This is a genomic window from Halanaeroarchaeum sp. HSR-CO (assembly GCF_024972755.1).
Taxonomy (GTDB): Archaea; Halobacteriota; Halobacteria; order Halobacteriales; family Halobacteriaceae; genus Halanaeroarchaeum.
The window spans coordinates 636,768-656,275 of record NZ_CP087724.1; the positions used below are offsets into that span (position 1 = coordinate 636,768).

Sequence of the window (19,508 nt, forward strand, 5' to 3'; positions counted from 1 at the left end):
CTATCCAATCGTTCGTCCCGGGCCATCATGAATCCCGACCCCCACTCCTGGTGACCCCCTACAGTCATATCCGGCGAGTGTCATGTGGTCGTATGGCACGCATCACGCTCGCCGACCCCGCGGATCTGCCCCCCGAGAAACGCTCGCTGCTCGACTCCCTGTCGGACGCCGACGACGCCGTCGTCGACCACGACCTCGAGGGCGGGACGCTCAACGTCTACCGCGCGCTCGGACGGAACCTCCCCATCCTCGAGGGCTTCCGCGACTTCGGCGGGGCCGTCTGGCACGGCAGCGACCTCGAACCGGTCGAACGCGAACTCGTCATTCTGGCCACCTCCTACCACACCGATATGCGCTACGAGTGGCACCAGCACGTCCGCGTGGCCCTCGACGAGGGCATCTCCCCGGAGACCATCCTCGCGGTCTCGATGGATCGCCTTGACGAACTCGACCCCGAACACGCACGGCTGGTCGAGTACGTCGAACACTTCGTCGCGAAGGACGTCGACGACGAGACCCACGAACGCCTCGCCGCCCACTACGACGAGGCGACCATCGTCGGCATCGGCATGCTCTCCGGGCTCTACCTCGGTCTCGCGCACGTCCTCGACGCGCTGGCCGTCGACCTCGAGGCGCCCTTCGTCGGGTGGGAACTCGAGAACCTTTAGGCGATATTCCGACTCAGGTCGACGGTGATGCCACCGGAGAGGTCCAGTTTGACCGTCTCCTGGGGCGCGCTTCGCCCGCGGAACTTCGGCACCGAGAGTCGCGTGTCGATACCGTCGTCGGTGACGTCTGCCGATAGCTGGAAGGCGATGTCCGCGACGTAGTCGGTGACGTCCCGGTGGTCGGGCACCGCCTGCCCGTCCAGACAGTGGAGCACCCCGATGCTGTTCGTCCGGGTCAGGACTCCAGAAAGGTCGTTCAGAAACCCCAGGTAGTCGTCGGTCTCCGCCCACTCGAAGACGTCCACGGGGTCGACGACGACGGTCGTCTCCGGGGGAATCTCGTCGATGAGGGCAATCGCCTCCCGGAGCATCGACGGCGCCCCCGCTGCCGCCTGCGCCGATGACGCCGGACCGAACTCCTTCACGGCGACGCCATCGGGCGGGACGCCGGCCCGGTCCAGGGAATCGCGGACGGCGGGGGCCGGACGCATCGTCGTGAGGTAGACCGTCGGGCGTGCGGCGACCATCTCGTGGATGAGTATCTCGGCCTGACTGTTCGGCGGCGCCGCGAGTTTGACCAGACTGCCACGCGGGATCCCACCGTCCAGCAACCGGTCGAGCGAATCGATACCCGTCGGTAGTCGGTCGATCATCGATGTCATGGACCCTGCCCTCCGGCGACTGGCTCGCGGCGGTCCCCCCGGCGAGCGGCTTCGGTCGGCGACGCAACTCGTTCCATCTGGTCTCGATGGGAGAAAGGCCCTGTCGGCGTATTGTTATGGCGCGTATTACCCCTCGCTCGCGTGTGTGAGTGTACTGTATACGACTCCCGATTGCTCCTGCTATCGTCACCCCGTGACCGCGAACGCCAGGACAGGCCGCCGGCCCCTCCGGCGGTTGTCGAGCGAGTCGACCGTCCGTTCGGGGACCCGGCCCGGAGCGCTTCGCTCACTGCCGGGACGGCTCCCAGCCATTGTCGGAGTAGTTACCAGAATAGAGCGACTAACCGGCGGGAATATTGTGATTAACAATACCCATCGGGGCGCACTGAACAGAGTGTGCCGAACGACCCAACCGAGCTGAACCCGCTGTCGGAGACGGGTGCCCCCGAGTCGGGGCCGGCCCGTGCGACGGGGTGGGGGGTGCCGTTCGGTCGCAACACAATACGAAACCATGCAACTGAAACAATTCCTCGGTTCGGATGAGGATCGCGCGGTCTCCCCGGTCATCGGCGTCGTGCTCATGCTCACGGCGACGGTGATCATCGGAGGCGTCGTGGCCTCGTTCGTGACCGGAATGGGGAGTGGGATGGAGAGTGCGCCGCAGGCGAGCTTCGACTTCGACTACGACGACACGGACAAAAACGTCACCATCACGCACGAGGGAGGTGCGACCATTGCCGCTGATCAACTCGAGGTCAGGGTGTCTGGGAACAATACCGATACGATAGAAGTGTCGGATAGGGTGAATGATTCGGTTTCCACGGGAACGGAGATCGATATTGGTGATGTCTACGATGACGATAAGGTTCGTCTCGTCTGGGAAAGCCCTGACAGCGACAAGACCAGCCAACTCGGGAAGTGGGTCGGCCCGGACGCCTGAGTGAGTAAATCCATCGAGTGAGGTACCGATTTTCAGCCATTCCGAACGTGAACGGTTGGCCGCGAGAGGCTGCCGTTCGGTTCAGGGGACGCGAGCGGTCGCGTCGACGCAGACCAATGACAGAACAGGAAACTGGGAGGAGAGAACGGCAAACCGGCGACGGGGGAGCGCCGGCTCGGGCGCAGACCGAGACGATCGGGGTCGTCATCCTGATCGGTGTGACCGTCATCGCCAGCGTCGCCCTCGTCGCCGCGGGGGCGTCCGTGATCGACTCGACACAGCGGTCCGCCGAGGACACGTACGTCGAGCGGTCGCTGGTCCAGTTCGACGCCCGCGCGGACGAGGTATCGCTGGGGGAGTCGACCATGGCGCGATCGGATTTCGGTGACACGAAGGGTTTCCGGGTCGACGTCCAGGAGAACGCGGGTCGGATGACCATCGTCCACCACGACGCGAACGGCGATGACGACGAGGTCATCTACGACGAGACGCTCGGGGCCGTCAGGCTCCAGCGGGGGGAGACGACGCTGGCCTACCAGGGAGGGGGCGTCTGGCGCAGCGACGGAGCGGGGACGGTGATGGTGAGCAAGCCGGCGATGAACTACCGCGATCAGACACTCACATTCCCGGTCGTTCGCGTCCAGGGGAGTGACAGTGCGATGGGGGCCGTTCGGGCGGTGGTTCGTGACGGAGATTATCGGACGGTACCGGTGTTCCCGAACGAAACGGCCACCTACGCGAGCGGGGTTCCCTACCAGAATACGCTTCGCTACGGCCACGTCACGGTCACGGTCGGGGGTGAGTACTACGACGGCTGGGCCAGGTACTGGCGCGAACACACCACGGGACGGGTCTCCGTCGACCACGCGAACCGGACCGCGGATCTGGACCTCTACGCGTACGGCACGCTCGGGTCCTTCCAGATGCCCGACGAGGGGGAGGCCATCGAGGTTCGTGGCTACGCGGGGGCCGAGACGCTCGGGAACTTCAGCGTGGATCTCGCTCCCGACGATACCGATGCGGCACAGTTCGACAACCTGCAGTGGTCGATGTACGCCGAGGAGGGTGACCAGCAGTTCGAGGTCCATCTCAGGCAGGGAAAACGGGCCCACGGCGAGGGAGCGTGTAAGACCCAGACCGTCGATGCGACGGTGTACTATAGCGAGACCGGCGGAGACACCTACGAGGGTTGGCACGCCGACGACGCGTTCACGTCGGAATGTACCGACCGGGACGGGGATGGCGTGGCGGACGAGACCCGCCTCGTGGCGAACCTGACGGGCGAGACCAGACTGGAGCAGACCGAACTGTCCAGCAGTCACCTGACGCACTTCTCGCCGTCGGGGGGTACTGAGATCTCGGGCGATCCGGGGACCTTCGCGGCCACGTGCGACGATCCCGACTGCGACGAGTCGGCCCCGGTCGGCGACCTGACCGGGTACTACCTCGCCCAGCTCGGGATGGACTTCGACATCGTCGTCGACGACAAGTCCTCGGATACGGTGAACGAGAACGCCTCTTCGGGGTACATCGAGTATCCCGGCGAGGGCCGAATCACGTATCTCCACGTCACGGAGAACACCATCGACGTCGAACTGGAATGACGACCACAACGCGCGTGCGGTGCCGGGTCGACGGCCAGGAGGTCGGGGCCACCATGGCCACCGATCGGCGTACCCTTGCGGGCCATTCGACCGGCTCACCGCGCCATGGACGGGGGGAGAAGCGATGTTAGCGACCTTCGGACGGATGCTCGCGTGGGGGGACGGCCGGGTCGTCGTCCACGAGTGTCGGCGATGTGGCACGACTCTCGACGGACCGGACGCGGCGTGTCCGTTCGGCTGTTCGGCGGGGGTCGTCCACTACGAGATCTGACGGGGGGGGGAACACGAGTGATCGACGGCCGGCGTCGAGGTGCTAGGAGCCTGCTACCTGCCAGCTACGTACCGAATACTGTCCATAACAAAGCCGACAATCGCCATAGGAGCGGTAGACACGCCGAAGCGACCGTCGGTTCGTCCGGCTGGACGGCAATCGACGGCGCGGCGTGTATCGGGGTGAAACACATGCAACGACGCACACACTCGGGGGGTTCACTCGACCGGAGCGACCCACCCGACACGGGGGACGACGTGTCCAGGGACGAACCGGACGCGTCGGGGGACGCACAGGCACACCAACGGAGGGGTGACAGTGGCTAAAAGCGACCGACCGGTCTCCGGCGGCGACGGACCGACGTTGCTGCCACCGGTGGACGAGACGCCGCCGGCGGTCCTGGGGGAGTACACCTGGGCCGCCTACATGCGCGAGCACGGCCACGAAGACGAAATCGAGGCGCTCTACAGCGCGGCCGCGGAACGGGACGAACCCGCGGGATGGCTCGAGGGCAGACGAGCCGAGCAGCCGGACGTGCCGGTTCCCGAGGGGGACGCGTGGGAGGCCGTCGCGTTCGATCCGACGGACGTCCTCGGATTCCACCCCGACGCGACCGCGCGTCGACTCGAGGAGACCGGCTCCAGTGCCAGGGCCGTCTGGACGGCCTTCGCGGAGTGGATCTGGCGCACGCCGGTCACCAAAGACGAGTACACCTGGGAGCACTACAAGTGGGAGTACTTCTACGAGGACGACGGCCGACTGCCGCGAGACGAGAATGGAGCGTTGATCGAGTTCGACCCCGCCGAGGCACTGGGCTTCGAGCCCGCGTCGATCGAGGCGCGACTCGACGACCTCGCAGACCGGGCCGAGGCCACGCTCGAACTCGAGGACCGGCGGACGGTCGACGTCAACCCCGACATCGACGAGGACGACTTCTTCTCCTCGGCCGAGGGCGAGACCACCCTGGTCAACCGCTACGACCTGGAGAAGGCCGTCTCGATGGACCGGAAACTCGAGTTCACGGAGGTCGAGCGCTACTGGGTGAACGAACCGCACGCCTTCGTCATCATCTTTCACTCGGCGAAGGAGAACGAGGAGAAGTACTACCTCGTCACGCCGTACCTCAACGAGATCGAAGCCGACCTCGTCGATTTTCTCTCGGGGAAACTCCGGACCGTCATCAGAAACGCAGACGAGGCGGTCGGCATCGCGACGACGCCCGAGGAGCGAGCTGCGGTGCTCGAACGGGAGATCGAGGGGTTGCTCGACCGGTACGACCTTCGGAGTGAATCCACGTCCATTCTCGCGGACGTACGCGAGCGCATCGAATCGGTTCTCGGGGACGGGGACGAACCGGCGCCGGAACCGCCGAATCCCCTCGACGGCATCGCGGCACGGCCGGAACCGGTCGTCGTCGAGGAGGACTCGGAGACGCTCACGCCGTATCAGGTACAGAAGTTGCTGCACGTCCTGATACGGGATTTCATCGGGTACGAGCGGATCGACGGCATCAAACACGACGTGAACGTCGAGGACATCTCCTGTGACGGCTACGACCAGCCGGTGTTCGTCTACCACACCGAGTACGAGAACCTCATCACCAACGTCCGCCACGGGCGAACGCAACTCGACAACTTCGTCATCAAACTCGCCCAGCGCTCCGGGAAGGGGATCAGCAAGCGGCGACCCCAGGTCGACGCCACCCTGCCCGACGGCTCGCGAGCCCAGTTGACCCTCGGCGAGGAGGTCTCGGACCACGGGACGAACTACACCATCCGGCAGTTCAACGACGTCCCCTTCACGCCCATCGACCTGATCAACTGGAACACGTTCTCGCTCGACCAGATGGCGTTCCTCTGGCTGGCCATCGAGAACAACAAGAGCATCATCTTCGCGGGCGGGACCGCCTCGGGGAAGACCACGACGCTGAACGCCGCCTCGCTGTTCATCCCGTCGAACACCAAGATCGTCTCCATCGAGGACACGCGGGAGGTGGAGCTGCCCCAGCGCAACTGGATCGCCTCGATTACTCGCCCCTCGTTTACGGACGACGACACCGGTAACGTCGACGAGTTCGACCTGCTGGAGACCGCGCTCCGCCAGCGCCCCGAGTACATCGCCATGGGCGAGGTCCGGGGCGAGGAGGGGCGGACGCTCTTCCAGGTCATGTCGACCGGCCACACCACGGTGACGACGTTCCACGCGGACTCCATCGGCGAGGTCCTCAAGCGGTTCACGACCGACCCGATCAACGTCTCGAAGACCATGTTCACCGGCGTGGACCTGGTCTGTGTGCAGACTCAGACCCGGGTACAGGGCCGGAAGGTCCGCCGGGCGAAGACCATCACCGAGGTGAACCACTACGACGCCGAGAACGACGAGATCAACGTCCAGGACGTCTACAAGTGGCATCCCGAGTCCGACAGCCACCGACAGAACGGCGTTCCGAACACCCTCGACGACATCACCTTCGACCAGGGGTGGAGCGACGCGCGACTCGACGAGGAACGGGCCAAGCGGAAGGCGGTCCTCGCGTACTTGATCGAGAACGACCTCACGGAGTACGCACAGGTCGCCGCCACCCTGCAGGCCTTCATGAAGGACCCGGACACGGTCCTGGCGCTAATGGCACGCGGATCGCTCGAGCGGAGCCTCGAGAACCTGCGCGAGATGGAGAGCATCGGCATCGACGTCCAGCCGGAGAAGGAGGCCCTGGTGCCTCGACCCACCGCCGACGAGGAGATGCGCCGTCAGGTCCGCGAGGTCCTCGCCGAGGCGGAGGAGCGCTTCCTCGCGGCGTACGAGACGGTCGAACCGAGTCCACTCGTGAGTGCGCTCTCTGACGTGCGACCAGCCGAGGACGTCGTCGTCGAACCGAGTACCGACCCAGCGGAACCAGAACCAGTGGCCGGCAACGGGAGCGACGCAGAGCCCCCATCGCAGGCCACCTCGGACGATCACGAATCCACTACCATGAACGACAGCGACCTGTTCGCGGACCTGCTCGACGACCGCGACCGACTCGACGACATGCTCGACGACGAGACGAACGACCCGTCGTCCGGGACGACCTCGGACGACGAATCGACCAGCGACCCACGGAGGTAGACCAATGGAATACGCACTCGCAGCACTCATCCTGAACGAGACGGGCGAAGAGATCAACGAACACAACCTGACCGCGGTCCTCGAGGCGGCCGGTGCACCGATAGTGGAATCGCGCACCAAGGCGCTCGTCGCCGCCCTCGAGGGGGTGGACCTGGACACGGCGACGCGGGGCGAATCGGTGACCGACGGCGGTCGATTCATCTTCGAGGACACCGAATCGGCCGGTGAGACGAACGGGGATTCCGCGGCTACCGAATCGAACGAGGTGACCAAGGCCGAGAGCGCGGATTCCGAACCGGACGGGGCATAGGCGATGGCCCGCAGCGTCTTCGATCGGGTCCCGGTGGCCGCGTTGACCCTTGACGTCGATAGCCTCGCCGATATCGGGTACCCGCTGTACCGCCGCCTGTTCGACGGCCGTTCGCCACCCGAGGAGTTCGAACGGAAACTCGCCGAAGCGCGCCTGTCGACACCGGTGGAGGTCTACCTCTCGAAGTCGCTGGCGGTCGGACTGCTGGCCGGCGTCTCGCTGTGGCTCGTGGGGACCTTCCTCGGGTACCTCGCGTTCGTCGTCGCGAACGTCCTGTCCGGCCCGCTCATCGGCGTCTCGATACAGAACGAGGGGCTGCTCGCATTCTTCGCGAACGTGCGAACCCCGCTGCTCGTGCTCACGACCGGCGTCGTCTTCGGGACCCTCGGCTTCGCCGGCGGGTTCGGCGCACTCCTGGCGTACCCCTACTCGGTGTCGTACAATCGCCGTCGGCAGATCAACATGCTGTTGCCGGACGCCGTCTCGTACATGTACGCGCTCTCGGTCGGTGGCATGAACCAGCTAGAGGTCATCCAGGAGATGGCGAAGGCCGACGACACCTACGGCGAGGTCTCCCGTGAGTTCCGGAGCATCGTCCAGGAGACCGAGTACTTCGATACGGACTACCGGTCGGCGATCAGGAAGCAGGCGAACAGCTCGCCCAGCGACGGCCTGCAGGCGTTCCTGATCGACATGCTCTCGATCATCAACAGTGGTGGTGACATGACGGAGTTCCTCGAAGAACAGAAAGAAAAACACATGCGGACGGCCAGACAGGAACAGGAGGACGTCCTCGAGACCCTCGAACTGTTCGCGGAGATGTACCTCACCATCTCGTTGTTCCCGTTGCTCTTGATCATCGTCTTCGTCGTGATGGTGCTGCTCGGCGAACTCTCCACGTCGCTCCTGTTCGTAGCCGTCTACGGGCTGATTCCGATAACGGCGGTCCTCTTTTTGGGGCTCGTCGCCACCGTCACGCGTGACGAATTCGGCACGGGTACCATCTCGACCGAGGGCGAGAACGCGTGGCTCGAAGCCGAGACGGAGACGGGCGTCTGGAACCGCGGCCTGATCGAAGCCTTCGTCGGCACCTACCGCATCTTCGGCCGGATCGCCGAGCGGGAACGGATCTACGACGTGGTGCAGGTGGCGAAACGACCGCATCACTTCTTCCGCGACAACCCGCTGTACACGCTCGCCGTTACGGTGCCCGCCACGATCGCACTGGTCGGCGGGCTCCTGGCGACGAACGCGGTACCAACGACGTGGAACGGCCTGGTCCGGCAGCCGATCTGGGGGACGTTCGTCTACCTGTTCGCCCCGCTGTACGTGATCGCCCTCCCACTCGCGGTGTTCCACGAGTGGAACGTCCGCTCACGCACCGCGGTCCTCGAGACACTGACGGACGACCTCCGGAAGCTGGCCAGCGTGAACGACACCGGGATGACCCTGCTCGAATCCATCGGGACGGTCGGTCGGACCTCCTCTGGGAAACTCGCCCGGGAGCTTCAGGGGATGTACGACAACGTCAACTACGGGATGAGTCTGCGCGAGTCGCTCGTCGAGTTCAACAACCGGTACCGCATCCCGCGGCTGGCGCGGACCGTGAAACTCATCAGTAAGTCCCAGGAGGCGTCCAGTCAGATCACCACGGTGTTGCGGACCGCCGCGACCGCCAGCGAGAACCAGGACGACCTGGATCGCGAGCGCCGGTCCCGGACACGGATGCAGGTCGCCATCATCGTGATGACCTTCGTGGCGATGCTCGGCGTCCTCGTCATTCTCAAGACACAGTTCATCGACGTCATGGCCGGCCTGACCGACGGGAGCGGCCGAGGGTCGCTGGGCTTCGGTGGCGCGGTGGACACGGGCCAACTCTCGTTGCTGTTCTTCCACGCCATCTCGCTGCAGGCCGTCCTCACGGGCATCAGCGCCGGCTACCTCCGGAACAACAGCCTCCTCGCGGGCGCGAAGTACGTCGTCGCCCTCTCGACGGTCGCCCTCGTGGTGTGGACGGTGGTGAGCTGACGTGCCCGGGAGCCATCGCCCTGCCGACGACCGAGCGACGGACGGCCGCCGTGGCCAGACGACGCTCGATTTCGTCCTGGCCATCGGGGTGTTCATCGTCGCCGTCGCGTTCGTCTTCGGCTTCGTCCCGGGGATGGTCGATCCGTTCACGCAGGACCAGGCCGAGGGACAGGTCGCGGATCGGGTGGCCGACGCCGTCGTCGACGACCTCACCGACGGCGTGGACGAGCCCGGCGAACTGAACGAGACGAAGACGGTGGCGTTCTTCGACGGTCCCGCCGACCTCGCCGACCGCGCCGGCGTCGACTCGCGGTACGGGATCACCGTGTCGCTGGGTCGCCCGGTCGACGGCGAGGATGATCTGCAGGTGCTCTGTGGAGAGAGCGGGGACGTCCACTCCTGTAGCGCTGGTGGCGAGGCCCTGCAGATCGGCGATTCGGTACCGGCGTCGAGTACGACCATCGGAACTGCTCGGCGAACGGTGCTAGTCGACGACCAGATAGCCATCGTTCACGTACAGGTGTGGTCGTGATGGACGACAGAGCACAGGCGTTCACGCTCGAGGCGGTCCTGGCTGCGGTGCTGCTCGTCGCGAGTCTGGCGTTCGCCCTCCAGGCAACGGCAGTGACGCCGGTCAGCCCGAGCGAGTCCACGACCAACGAGGCGGTGCAACGCGCTTCGGTCGCCGCGGGTGCCCTCGACACGACGGTGGCGAACGGGGCTGCCAAACGCGCATTGCTGGCCTGGAACGAATCGAGTGGGGGCTTCGTCGGGGCCACCGAGGAGGGATACTACGTAACCGGCGACCCGCCGACCGCCTTCGGCGAGACGATGCATCGGACGCTTTCCGCCGAGAGCGTCGCCTACAACGTCGACCTCGTGTACCTCACTCCGGAGGGGGAGTACCGAACCACGGCACTCGTCGACCAGGGGACCCCCAACGATGGGGCGACCCGCGTCGCCCGAACCGTGACGCTTCACGACGACGATAGGCTCACTCGTCTCGACGGGCGAGAGCGCAACGTCACGGTCTCCGAGACGGCGTTTTTCGCCCCCAATGTGGACACCGACAGCGATCTCTACAACGTGATCCGCGTGGAGGTGACCGTATGGCGGTCCTGATCGAACGGGACGTCCTCGCTGGCGACGGTCGGGGCCCCGATGGACGGCGAGGACAGCTCCTCTTCGTCACGGCTATCGGCCTCGCGGTCCTCCTGGTCGTCCTCTCGGCGACCCTCAACGCGACCGTCGACACCGGTGGCGTCGGGCCGGATGGGACGGCGACCGACGCGAGTTCGAACGCGCTCCGATTCCAGGCCGACGCAGCGGTCGCTATCGGCACGGCCATGGACCACGTGAACCAGGGGACCGAGGATTCGTATTCCGACCTCGAAGACGCACTGGAGAAGCGTGTCGATGCGTGGAGTGACCTCGCCGTCCGTCACACCGCTCGCGACGGGACCTGGGTGCGGGCGACCGTCGTCGACACCACCGACGGCACGAGACTGGCCCAGACCAATGCCTCTCGCCCCCTCACTAACGTGGACGGGAACGAGACCTGGACGGTCGTGAGCGATGCCGACCGCGTTCGGGCCATTCGCCTGGCGCCGTCCAACGAGTCACTCGTCGAAGTCACGACTCCGTCGCCGACCGTCACTCAGCTCGAGAACGAGGACGTCTTCACCGTCACCCTCCACGGCGACGACCAATCGGCCCGCGTGTTCGTCTACCGGACCGACGACGACCCGGCAGTCGTCTCGGTCGACAGCGGTGACGGGAGCCTCGAGGGGTCGTGCGCCGTTCCGGTCGGGCCAGACGGTCGTTTCGGTATCGACCTCACCGCGGCCACGGTCTCGGACACCGACTGCGAGCCACTCGAAGCGCTCGCCGACGTCGACGGGCCGTACACCGTGGAATTCGACAACGGTGACAGCGCCGTCGGGACCTACTCGCTCGTCGTCGACCGGCGGCCGAGCGAACTCGATACAGACGGGTTCCACGCGGATGGCGATGCCGGCGGTCCCACCGCGACGAAAGCCATCTACGATTCGACCGTGGAGACGACCTACGCCTCCCGAACGATCGACACGACGCTGGAACACCGGATCGCTCCGGGGGAGTTCGATGACTGATCGTGCCGTCTCGGCCGTGGTGAACTACGTGCTGGTCCTCGGTATCGTGACCCTCCTCGGGACGGGCCTGTTCGTCGCCGCGACGGACTACGTCCAGGGTCAACAGTCGACAGCGATCCGCGCGGAGTTCCTGGACGTCGGCAACGATCTGGCCGGGGAGCTATCGGACACGGAACGGGTGGCCCGATCGGCCGACGGGGACGGACAGGTCGTAGCCGCCGTCGACCTCCCCGAGCGTGTCGCCGGGAGTCCGTATCGGATCACGATAGAGCCCACCGGCGCGGACAGGGGGGAACTCGTCCTCCGGTCGAGCGATCCGGCGGTCACCGTCACGGTGCCCTTCAGAAGTCGGACGCCGGTCGCCGAGACGACGGTCGAAGGCGGTCCCGTCGTGATCCGCGCCGCAGTGACGGATGGGAACGTCACTGCACTGGAGGTGGCCGATGGCTGACCGTGGCCAATCGGAGGTGATCGGATTCGTCCTCGTGTTCGCCCTGGTCGTTTCCACCGTCTCGCTCGCGTCGGTGGCCGGATTCGGTGGTCTCCAGGACGCCCGCGACTACGAGCGGTCGCACAACGCCGAGCAGGCCTTCGCGGTGCTCGCGAACGGTATCGACGACGTCGCCTACGAGGGGGCGCCCAGTCGGCAGGTCGAGATGGTCGCCGACGAGGCACAGGTGTTCGTCGGTGACCCGGTCACCATCACCGTCGCCGTCGCTGGCGGCGGTGCCGAATCGGTCACCGTTCATCCAATCGTCTACCAGGGACCGGACGGGTCACGACTGGTCTACACCGCCGGTGCGGTCATCCGGGCGGACCCGGATGGCGCCGTCATGATCCGGGAGCCCGACCTCGTGTTGAGCGAAGCGCGAACTGTCCTTCGGATCGTGCAGACTCGAAACGACGACGGGGCGAACGTCGGGGGTGCCACGGTCCGCGTCAGGGCAGATGGCGTCGACGATAACGCAGTGTTCGCGAACACGACCACACAGGACGTCACGCTCACCGTCGAGTCGCCACGAGCGGGGGTCTGGAAGCAGTACTTCACCTCGAACGACGATCTCGACTGCACCGAAACGGCGGACGCGGTCACCTGTGAGGTGACGTCCGACGCCGTACACGTGACGGTCTCGGAGATAGTCGTCGGGCTCTCATGACCGCCGCGTTCGTGGCCCACGATTATTTCAGCAGTCGCCGAACGCTATCGGTGAACGCGTCTGGGATCGCCGTTCGGATCGTTTCGGGGTCCGTCTCACCGTCCAGATTGACGAGGTACGTCCGCCCCTCGTCGTCCCCGTAGACGCGCTGGAAGTCGTAGACGAACCCAAGTACGGTCACCGCGTCCGGGACGTCGTCGCTCTCACGGAGGAAGGCCACCTGTCTGTCCACGTTGTACTCGACGAGTTGGTCGACGAGGCTCGTCGCCCGGTCCGGGTCGACGCGGTCGTCGTCCAGTCCCGCCTCGACGACCGGGACGAGCATCTCGACCCACTTCCTTACCCCGGGCGGCGCGTCGAGGTCCCCTTCCTCGACGGCCTCGAGTGCGGCCGTCACCGCTCCACAGCCGGTATGTCCGACCACTACGGCCACCTCGGTATCGGTGTACGCCATCGGATACAGGACGCTGCCATCGACGACCGTTTCATTCTCGTATCGATCCCACACCTGATTGCCGATCGTACTCGGGGTGAACAACCAGCCCGGTTCGTCGACCGCCCACATCCCCTCCTGGGAAACCCGGGAGTCCGAACAGCAGACGGAGACGACCGGTGGTTGCTGTGCCGTCTGGACCGCCGAGAAGTACCCCTCGGGGAGCGAAGCGACGTGGCGCTCGTTCCCGCCCAGGAGTGCTCTGATGACGTCGTCGGCCATGGCTCGACGGTCGGGTCCAGGGACGGTAGCTGTTTCGCAGTCACCGATGGCCCAACGCTGTGACAGCTACCGTCCGAACAACAGCGGGGCGACGAAGAGGGCAATCGGGACGACGATCCAGACCTGCCCGGCGAGGACGTTATACTGGCCGAGGGTCACCGAGACGGGCGTCCCCTCCACGTAGCCGACTAGAAACTCGAAACCGACCGTTAAAACGACCCAGACCAGCCCGATGACGATGAGTTCGGCTCGGGTGTACCCGACACCGGTCCACCCGAAGAACAGCCACGAGACGACGAGGATGACGGTGACCAGCATCGCCGTGCTCGCGACGTGCCCTGGGTACTCGCCGAAGCGTGGGATGATGAGGACCTCGCGGAAAATTCCGTTGGCGATCGCCAGCACCGCCAGGACGAGCCAGACACCGAGGGGTGCGAGCAGGGTCGTCGGCCGGATGGACGCGGAGAGCGTCGTCGCTGTGGACATACCGGCGAGTACGCTTTTCTCGGCCAAAATGGTAGCGTGAGAACAGGTGTGTCGGGCCGGCCAGTCGGGTTGCGGGGGGGGGGGACGTCCGCGCCTCGCTATCTCTCGTTGCCCTCGCCGTCAGCCCGGCCCAGGGGCCCGAAGGCGAACCCGGCGACGGCCTCGCCGTCGTTCGATCGGAGGAACTCGACGAGTGCATCCTGCAGCGCTTCGTGGGCACCCTCGTCCGGGATCGTCGCCCGGGCGTCACCGGCCTGACCGCCGTAGCCGCCAAACTGCGAGTGATTCATCCCCTCGATGGTCACCTCGATCGTCCCGTCCGCCGGGAGGTTCTCCCGGTTGTTCCGGGCGGACTCCGCATCGAGGATCCCATCACGCTCGCCCCGGACGGAGAGCACCCTGACGTCGGCCGCTCCGACGTCTCGGTCGCAGTACGAGCCAAAGAGTACGAGCCCAGACACCTGGCCGGGACTGCGAGCGACGTAGCGACACGCCATCGCGCCGCCGAGCGAGTGACCGCCGACGAACCACTGCTCGATCTCGGGGTGGTCGGTGATGATCTGACCAGCCATGTCGACGTCGAAGACCGCCAGGTACAGCGGTGGCTTCGGAATGAAGATCGTCACCCCGGTCCGTTCGACGACCGGTGCAAGCACCGGAACGTAGGCATTCGGGTGCACGCGCCCCCCGGGATAGAACACGAGCGCAGTCGGTGTGTCCCCGTCCCGCTCGACGGCCCCCGCTCCAGGTGAGAGCACGTAGCCATCCCCCAGCGAGGAGACCGTGACCGCCGGATTCTTCTCGACCGTCTGCAATTCGTCCGGCGTCGCGGCGTAGGGTGTTCCGACGACGCCGACGCCGAGGCTGGCGGCGACGAGGAGGGTACCGACCGTCCAGACGAGGAGCCGTTCCCAGTTCATTGTACGATACGCGTCCGCCGCCGTCGGACACTCGCTCCCGTCCGACCGATCGACGCACGTGCCGGCCAGACGCTCCGAGCGCATTTGAATGTGCGTGGGCCAGTTGCGCACCCGGGTCGCCAGCGTGCTCGGCCGTCTCACCGGGGGGAGGAGGGGATCGATCGGCCGGTCGCTCAGTTTAACTAGTCGAAAACCCAACAACTCCTATGCGAACGTCCTCGAAGGCCGCCATCCTCGGCGGTGGTGCGGTGCTCGCCGCCTGGACCGCCTGGGGTCTCTACTCGATCCGATCGGCGGAATCGATCCAGTACGAACGGATTCGCGCACTCGACGGCGTGGAACTCCGGCGATATCCGGCGACGGTCCGTGTGGAGACGACGGCTCCGGATCAGATCACGGCCTTCCGTCGGCTCTTTCGGTACATCTCGGGGGCGAACGAACGAACGGCGTCGATCGCGATGACGGCGCCCGTTGCGACAAATGGTGGAGAGACCCTTTCGATGACCGCCCCGGTTCGCTCGGGGAGTGACGGGGACGGGGACACGTATCGGATGGCGTTCTACCTGCCGGAGGAGTACCGCCTGGAGACGGCGCCGGCCCCGACGGACCCGACGGTTCGACTCGTCGGCGAGCCACCGCGGAGGCTTGCGGTGACGCGGTTCTCCTGGTATGCACCGGGTTGGCGGGTCGAGCGACGGGAGCGGTCACTCCTGACGACCCTCGACGATGCTGGGGTGGAGACCCGCGGGGAGCCATTCCTGCTCCGATACAACGATCCGTGGACGCCACCGTTCCTCCGGCGGAACGAGGTGGCCGTCGAGGTCATCGATCGGGGATCCACCGGATGAGCCGTCGTCCTCCGCGTCGCTCTCTCGACGGGGGCGACGGTCGTCGCGGCGAGTCCCGCCGCAGTTCACCAATTATTTATCTACTTTCGGATACTGTGTATACAGGACCTCTCGGGTCGGATTCGAACCGATGATTCACGACGAAACGGACACGGCGGTGACGGTCGCCGACCTCCGCGATAGCCACGGCGTCGCCCCCGGGGACGAGACCCGGACCCTCGGGCGCGTGGGCCGCAGAGACAGGGGCCGAGATCCGACCCCCCTCCAGCCGTATTCTGCTTCACTGCGATGGTAACCAATCAATCGATCACACAGGCCGATCCCGACCTGGCGTACTGTCACGAGGCGATTCGCGGCGTCTCGCGGACCTTCGCGCTCACGGTCGACCAACTGGACGCCCCGATGGACGATTACATCAGCGTGGGCTATCTCCTCTGCCGTGTCGCGGACACCATCGAAGACGCGAATCACATCCCCACCGAGACCCAGCGCTCACTGCTGCGTCGGTTCGATGCGGCCCTCGACCCGACCGACGACACGACGATTCGGGCCTTCGACGAGGCGGTCGACGAGTGGCTCCCCCCGGAAGCGGAACGCAACGACGACTGGGAGGTCGTCTCGCGAACTCCGACGGTCTTCGCGACCTTCGCATCCTTCGAGGCGTCGACCCAGGCGGCCATCCGCCCGTCCGTCCGCGAGATGGTCGTCGGGATGGAGACCTTCCTCGAGCGCTACGCCGACCGTCCTGGAATCCGCATCCAGCAGTACGCCGAACTCGAGCGGTATTCCCATTTCGTCGCCGGCACCGTCGGGACGCTCATCACGAACCTCCTCGGCGGGGCGGCGGTCGCCCCCGATCACCTGCACACGATGGAACGGACCGCCGAGGGCTTTGGTCGATTGCTCCAGCTCGTCAACATCGCGAAGGACGTGGGCGCGGACGCCGCCGCGGAGGACAACGTCTATCTCCCCGCAGAATGGCTCCACGAGGAGGGGGTCGATCCCGACGAGATACTCGACCCCTCGAACGAGGAGGGGGTCGGTCGGGTGATCGAGCGGGTGGTCGGCCGTGCCCGGGGATATCTCGACGACGGCCTCGCGTACCTCGAGGCGATGCCGCTCCGGTCCGGGAACACCCTCGCCGCGTGGGCCGTTCCCTACCTGCTCGCGGTCGCCACCCTGCGGGAACTCGAAAGACGTCCGCGGGACGCACTGACGAGTACCGGAGTAAAGATCACCCGAAATGAGGTGTTCGCCGTACTCGACGCGGCGTCGTCGATGCGCCGCGAGGATATCGCGACCCTGCAGGCGAGGATCAGTCGGGAACCACTGCACGAAAGCGATTGGTGACAGTCGCCGACTCGGTCACTGTTGCTCAGTTCGCTGCGGGTGGACGTACCACCTGATGAGACGCCAGTACGTTGTCGTCACTGCGTCGGGAGCGACACTCCAGACGAACGGCGATGAACGTGATATCAGCCGAAGGTCACTGAGGAGGCGTCTTCGAAGGGGACGGCCCGCATCTGCTTGGGATACGTGATGCGAACGAATCCCGGTCGCTGACTCGCTTCTACGACCGGTTGGACGCCTGCTGGCACGTCGAAGTGATCGCCGGGGCGAACGAGTTCCGTGACGAGCCGATATGTATCGGTAGTCATGGGTTACTGCGGTCGGTCACACCGGGCGGCCGACCGTTGCGCTCGATAAGGTACTGGCTACCAAGACAGTTTCGGCCCCAAACCCCACGAAACTGTCGTCCCATCACCAAGAGTGGGTCCCGTGAGACGTCTCAAAGGATTGTGCGTAGGCTCGCTGTGGAACGTGGGATTCCCGATATCCGACGGTCGGTGCTGGAGCGGCGATCGATCACTCACCGGCAAAAAATATGGGGAACTCGTCACCGGGGGGGGGGGTGCGGTCAGCTACTGGAATCCGATCTCGTGGCGCTGATTTTGCTCGTCTTTCGGGATGATGATGTTACAGACGCCGTTTTCGTGTTTCGCTACAACCTGCTCCGGATCGATCTGCATCGGCAGCGGAATCGTGCGTTCCACTCTGAGCGGTCGTTCGGAGAGTACCAGTTGCTCGTCGCTGGTATCCCCGACGGGTTCTTCGTGGCGGTCGCCGCTCACGTGTAACGTGTTCCCGTCGGCGTGGATTTCCAGGTGTTTCTCCTCGAAGCCAGGTGTATCGACGTACACCACGAGTTCGTCCGGGGAATCGACGATGTCCACGAGCGGAACTGCTGGTGGGACGTACTGCATCGCCGATTCGGCCGTCGCGGATTCGCTCGTCACGCTACCGTAACGCGGTTGCTGGACGGTACCGGGAGTCGTCGACGCCATCGACGGTCCGATGGCCGATGTCGATTGGGCGGTCGTCGTTCCCGTCTGTTCGTAGCCGGAATACCGTGGATCCTGTTGCCAGTTCGGATTCCACGTCATTGGTGGCTGATTGGCTGGAGCGTGCTGGGTTGCTGGCCGATTTGCGGTCTTGTGGCCTGGAACGGGGAACTCCACTGTCCGGTCGCCGACAGCTGTTGACCGCCGACGAACGGGGCGAGTTGTGGGAGATACTGCGCCAGTTGGTCACCGGTCATCCCGAGGCGCCTCGCGAGAACCTCCGCGATGACCGGCGTCTCGGCCATTTCGACGGCCTGGCGAGTCGGCATCTCCTGTGCCCGTGGCTGGGCTTGCCGTTCGAACGCTTGGCCGGCCCCGTACTGACCGAACTCGCCCGGGCGCTGTGTGAACTGCGGATTCATCGCGGATGGCTGTTGACTCGCGTGTCCTTGTTCGGACCATCCCACTACTGGCGCCTGCTGGATGGGCTGCTGGCCCTGCACTGGCGCCTGCTGGATAGGCTGCTGGCCCTGCACCGGGGTTTGGTGTGCTTGCTGCGGTCCAAACGCTTGCTCCTGCTGTTGGGGGGCCGTCGCCCATTGGTCGGGCAGCTGTGACTGCGTCGACGCCTGGCGGGACGGTTGCTGGCGCTGGATCGGTGCTTGCTGAGCGGCCGGCTGTGTCGGCGTCGATTGTCGTTGCGGGAGGTATTCGGTCGAGGTCTGCTGGGGACGCGCTTCCAGTGTCGACACCATTCGTTGCTGCGGCGGTGACTGGGTCGCGAACTGGGGCGTCTGCTGGCTGAGCGATTGTTCTCGAGTCGGTGGCTGTTGGCCGAGCGGTACCTGCTGTGGGTTCGGCTGTGTGCCCGACTGTTCGAATCCCGATAGCGGTGGCTGCTGGCCTGGCATTTGCTCGTACATTGGTCGTCTGTCCCGGGGTACGGGACGCTTGTTCACAGGACTGGACGAGTGATAAACACTGACCGTTGTTTTGCCCAAAATCACGGGTTAGAGCACTTCTATCCCGGGAATAATGGGTTTGAAACGATTTCTTACAGTCCCAATTCGGACCGCAACCGGTCACCATTCCTTGGAAAGCGGCGGTCGCCTCGTGGCCGCCGGCCTGCCGCTCGGTATGATTCGCTTAGCGTTCCTCCGATAGCTGGTGTGGGGGAGACGTCGGTCGGGACCCCGTGAGAAACAGTTGGTAGGCGCGGTATTGTGGCGGGAGCACTGGTTCCGAGTCCACGGTTCCTCGCTGTTCTTCACGCCTGTGCATGCGGTACCCCGATAGTGCTCAGATTCTCTGCGACGC

Annotated in this window: 22 protein-coding genes; 15 read left to right on the forward strand and 7 right to left on the reverse strand. The window is 65.4% G+C overall.

Going from position 1 to position 19,508, the window contains the following annotated elements:
• Positions 1-92: 92 nt before the first annotated feature.
• Entirely contained in the window at positions 93-668 is a 576-nt protein-coding gene (locus HSRCO_RS03370; protein WP_259518996.1) for a carboxymuconolactone decarboxylase family protein, read from the forward strand.
• Here the strand turns inward: HSRCO_RS03370 and HSRCO_RS03375 are convergent.
• Positions 665-1,330, reverse strand: a complete 666-nt coding sequence (locus tag HSRCO_RS03375) for an ATPase domain-containing protein (protein ID WP_259518997.1) — start codon at positions 1,328-1,330, stop codon at positions 665-667. The two genes, HSRCO_RS03370 and HSRCO_RS03375, sit on opposite strands and share 4 nt — an antisense overlap.
• Before the next feature lie 511 nt (positions 1,331-1,841).
• Between HSRCO_RS03375 and HSRCO_RS03380 the strand changes: the two genes are divergently transcribed.
• From HSRCO_RS03380 to HSRCO_RS03430, 11 genes are all read left to right on the forward strand, one after another.
• Complete coding sequence (locus HSRCO_RS03380) at positions 1,842-2,270, forward strand: type IV pilin N-terminal domain-containing protein (RefSeq protein ID WP_259518998.1); 429 nt, start codon at positions 1,842-1,844, stop codon at positions 2,268-2,270.
• A gap of 116 nt (positions 2,271-2,386) precedes the next feature.
• Complete coding sequence (locus HSRCO_RS03385) at positions 2,387-3,874, forward strand: archaellin/type IV pilin N-terminal domain-containing protein (RefSeq protein WP_259518999.1); 1,488 nt, start codon at positions 2,387-2,389, stop codon at positions 3,872-3,874.
• A gap of 124 nt (positions 3,875-3,998) precedes the next feature.
• Positions 3,999-4,145 (forward strand): hypothetical protein, encoded by a 147-nt coding sequence (locus tag HSRCO_RS03390; RefSeq protein WP_259519000.1) that lies wholly within the window; start codon positions 3,999-4,001, stop codon positions 4,143-4,145.
• Positions 4,146-4,463: 318 nt separating this feature from the next.
• The gene (locus HSRCO_RS03395) at positions 4,464-7,253 is read left to right on the forward strand and encodes a type II/IV secretion system ATPase subunit (protein WP_396266408.1); all 2,790 of its coding nucleotides are present in this window, start codon (positions 4,464-4,466) and stop codon (positions 7,251-7,253) included.
• Between the two features lie 4 nt (positions 7,254-7,257).
• Complete coding sequence (locus tag HSRCO_RS14530) at positions 7,258-7,563, forward strand: 50S ribosomal protein P1 (protein WP_310795445.1); 306 nt, start codon at positions 7,258-7,260, stop codon at positions 7,561-7,563.
• A 3-nt stretch (positions 7,564-7,566) separates the two neighbouring features.
• A complete protein-coding gene (locus tag HSRCO_RS03405) occupies positions 7,567-9,591 on the forward strand; it encodes a type II secretion system F family protein (protein WP_259519001.1) in 2,025 nt (674 codons plus the stop codon).
• A gap of 1 nt (position 9,592) precedes the next feature.
• A complete protein-coding gene (locus HSRCO_RS03410) occupies positions 9,593-10,123 on the forward strand; it encodes a hypothetical protein (protein ID WP_259519002.1) in 531 nt (176 codons plus the stop codon).
• Positions 10,123-10,713 carry a hypothetical protein gene (locus HSRCO_RS03415; RefSeq protein WP_259519003.1) on the forward strand — a complete coding sequence of 197 codons (591 nt, stop codon included), beginning with the start codon at positions 10,123-10,125 and terminating at the stop codon, positions 10,711-10,713. The genes HSRCO_RS03410 and HSRCO_RS03415 overlap by 1 nt, the downstream gene beginning before the upstream one ends.
• Positions 10,701-11,723 (forward strand): hypothetical protein, encoded by a 1,023-nt coding sequence (locus tag HSRCO_RS03420; protein ID WP_259519004.1) that lies wholly within the window; start codon positions 10,701-10,703, stop codon positions 11,721-11,723. Before HSRCO_RS03415 ends, HSRCO_RS03420 begins: the two co-directional genes overlap by 13 nt.
• The gene (locus tag HSRCO_RS03425; RefSeq protein ID WP_259519005.1) at positions 11,716-12,174 is read left to right on the forward strand and encodes a hypothetical protein; all 459 of its coding nucleotides are present in this window, start codon (positions 11,716-11,718) and stop codon (positions 12,172-12,174) included. Before HSRCO_RS03420 ends, HSRCO_RS03425 begins: the two co-directional genes overlap by 8 nt.
• Positions 12,167-12,880: a hypothetical protein gene (locus HSRCO_RS03430; RefSeq protein ID WP_259519006.1), complete on the forward strand. Its 714-nt coding sequence runs from the start codon at positions 12,167-12,169 to the stop codon at positions 12,878-12,880. Before HSRCO_RS03425 ends, HSRCO_RS03430 begins: the two co-directional genes overlap by 8 nt.
• A 22-nt stretch (positions 12,881-12,902) precedes the next feature.
• Here HSRCO_RS03430 and HSRCO_RS03435 read toward each other — a convergent pair whose 3' ends face one another.
• From HSRCO_RS03435 to HSRCO_RS03445, 3 genes are all read right to left on the reverse strand, one after another.
• Positions 12,903-13,595 carry a carbonic anhydrase gene (locus tag HSRCO_RS03435; RefSeq protein ID WP_259519007.1) on the reverse strand — a complete coding sequence of 231 codons (693 nt, stop codon included), beginning with the start codon at positions 13,593-13,595 and terminating at the stop codon, positions 12,903-12,905.
• Positions 13,596-13,661: 66 nt separating this feature from the next.
• On the reverse strand, positions 13,662-14,081 hold the full coding sequence (locus tag HSRCO_RS03440; protein ID WP_259519008.1) for a hypothetical protein: 420 nt from the start codon (positions 14,079-14,081) through the stop codon (positions 13,662-13,664).
• Positions 14,082-14,179: 98 nt separating this feature from the next.
• A complete protein-coding gene (locus HSRCO_RS03445) occupies positions 14,180-15,001 on the reverse strand; it encodes an alpha/beta hydrolase (RefSeq protein WP_259519009.1) in 822 nt (273 codons plus the stop codon).
• A 206-nt stretch (positions 15,002-15,207) separates the two neighbouring features.
• On the opposite strand from HSRCO_RS03445, the gene HSRCO_RS03450 reads away from it, so the two are divergent.
• The 3 genes from HSRCO_RS03450 to HSRCO_RS03460 all read left to right on the forward strand — a co-directional run bounded on the left by HSRCO_RS03450 (position 15,208) and on the right by HSRCO_RS03460 (position 17,199).
• Complete coding sequence (locus tag HSRCO_RS03450; protein WP_259519010.1) at positions 15,208-15,849, forward strand: heme-binding protein; 642 nt, start codon at positions 15,208-15,210, stop codon at positions 15,847-15,849.
• A gap of 130 nt (positions 15,850-15,979) precedes the next feature.
• Entirely contained in the window at positions 15,980-16,144 is a 165-nt protein-coding gene (locus tag HSRCO_RS03455) for a hypothetical protein (protein WP_259519011.1), read from the forward strand.
• Positions 16,138-17,199, forward strand: coding sequence for a phytoene/squalene synthase family protein (locus HSRCO_RS03460; protein WP_259519012.1), 1,062 nt, complete (start codon positions 16,138-16,140; stop codon positions 17,197-17,199). The genes HSRCO_RS03455 and HSRCO_RS03460 overlap by 7 nt, the downstream gene beginning before the upstream one ends.
• A gap of 125 nt (positions 17,200-17,324) precedes the next feature.
• Here HSRCO_RS03460 and HSRCO_RS03465 read toward each other — a convergent pair whose 3' ends face one another.
• From HSRCO_RS03465 to HSRCO_RS03475, 3 genes are all read right to left on the reverse strand, one after another.
• Positions 17,325-17,507: a hypothetical protein gene (locus tag HSRCO_RS03465; protein WP_259519013.1), complete on the reverse strand. Its 183-nt coding sequence runs from the start codon at positions 17,505-17,507 to the stop codon at positions 17,325-17,327.
• Between the two features lie 264 nt (positions 17,508-17,771).
• A complete protein-coding gene (locus HSRCO_RS03470) occupies positions 17,772-18,293 on the reverse strand; it encodes an Hsp20/alpha crystallin family protein (RefSeq protein WP_259519014.1) in 522 nt (173 codons plus the stop codon).
• Complete coding sequence (locus HSRCO_RS03475) at positions 18,290-19,114, reverse strand: hypothetical protein (RefSeq protein WP_259519015.1); 825 nt, start codon at positions 19,112-19,114, stop codon at positions 18,290-18,292. The genes HSRCO_RS03470 and HSRCO_RS03475 overlap by 4 nt, the downstream gene beginning before the upstream one ends.
• Positions 19,115-19,508 lie beyond the last annotated feature (394 nt).

Excerpts from the sequence above, each read along its gene's own strand:
- HSRCO_RS03370 (WP_259518996.1), top strand. The coding sequence starts at position 93 with ATGGCACGCATCACGCTCGCCGACCCCGCGGATCTGCCCCCCGAGAAA.
- HSRCO_RS03375 (WP_259518997.1), bottom strand. The coding sequence starts at position 1,330 with ATGACATCGATGATCGACCGACTACCGACGGGTATCGATTCGCTCGAC.
- HSRCO_RS03380 (WP_259518998.1), top strand. The coding sequence starts at position 1,842 with ATGCAACTGAAACAATTCCTCGGTTCGGATGAGGATCGCGCGGTCTCC.
- HSRCO_RS03385 (WP_259518999.1), top strand. The coding sequence starts at position 2,387 with ATGACAGAACAGGAAACTGGGAGGAGAGAACGGCAAACCGGCGACGGG.
- HSRCO_RS03390 (WP_259519000.1), top strand. The coding sequence starts at position 3,999 with ATGTTAGCGACCTTCGGACGGATGCTCGCGTGGGGGGACGGCCGGGTC.
- HSRCO_RS14530 (WP_310795445.1), top strand. The coding sequence starts at position 7,258 with ATGGAATACGCACTCGCAGCACTCATCCTGAACGAGACGGGCGAAGAG.
- HSRCO_RS03405 (WP_259519001.1), top strand. The coding sequence starts at position 7,567 with ATGGCCCGCAGCGTCTTCGATCGGGTCCCGGTGGCCGCGTTGACCCTT.
- HSRCO_RS03415 (WP_259519003.1), top strand. The coding sequence starts at position 10,123 with ATGGACGACAGAGCACAGGCGTTCACGCTCGAGGCGGTCCTGGCTGCG.
- HSRCO_RS03420 (WP_259519004.1), top strand. The coding sequence starts at position 10,701 with ATGGCGGTCCTGATCGAACGGGACGTCCTCGCTGGCGACGGTCGGGGC.
- HSRCO_RS03425 (WP_259519005.1), top strand. The coding sequence starts at position 11,716 with ATGACTGATCGTGCCGTCTCGGCCGTGGTGAACTACGTGCTGGTCCTC.
- HSRCO_RS03430 (WP_259519006.1), top strand. The coding sequence starts at position 12,167 with ATGGCTGACCGTGGCCAATCGGAGGTGATCGGATTCGTCCTCGTGTTC.
- HSRCO_RS03435 (WP_259519007.1), bottom strand. The coding sequence starts at position 13,595 with ATGGCCGACGACGTCATCAGAGCACTCCTGGGCGGGAACGAGCGCCAC.
- HSRCO_RS03440 (WP_259519008.1), bottom strand. The coding sequence starts at position 14,081 with ATGTCCACAGCGACGACGCTCTCCGCGTCCATCCGGCCGACGACCCTG.
- HSRCO_RS03445 (WP_259519009.1), bottom strand. The coding sequence starts at position 15,001 with ATGAACTGGGAACGGCTCCTCGTCTGGACGGTCGGTACCCTCCTCGTC.
- HSRCO_RS03450 (WP_259519010.1), top strand. The coding sequence starts at position 15,208 with ATGCGAACGTCCTCGAAGGCCGCCATCCTCGGCGGTGGTGCGGTGCTC.
- HSRCO_RS03455 (WP_259519011.1), top strand. The coding sequence starts at position 15,980 with ATGATTCACGACGAAACGGACACGGCGGTGACGGTCGCCGACCTCCGC.
- HSRCO_RS03460 (WP_259519012.1), top strand. The coding sequence starts at position 16,138 with ATGGTAACCAATCAATCGATCACACAGGCCGATCCCGACCTGGCGTAC.
- HSRCO_RS03465 (WP_259519013.1), bottom strand. The coding sequence starts at position 17,507 with ATGACTACCGATACATATCGGCTCGTCACGGAACTCGTTCGCCCCGGC.
- HSRCO_RS03470 (WP_259519014.1), bottom strand. The coding sequence starts at position 18,293 with ATGACGTGGAATCCGAACTGGCAACAGGATCCACGGTATTCCGGCTAC.
- HSRCO_RS03475 (WP_259519015.1), bottom strand. The coding sequence starts at position 19,114 with ATGTACGAGCAAATGCCAGGCCAGCAGCCACCGCTATCGGGATTCGAA.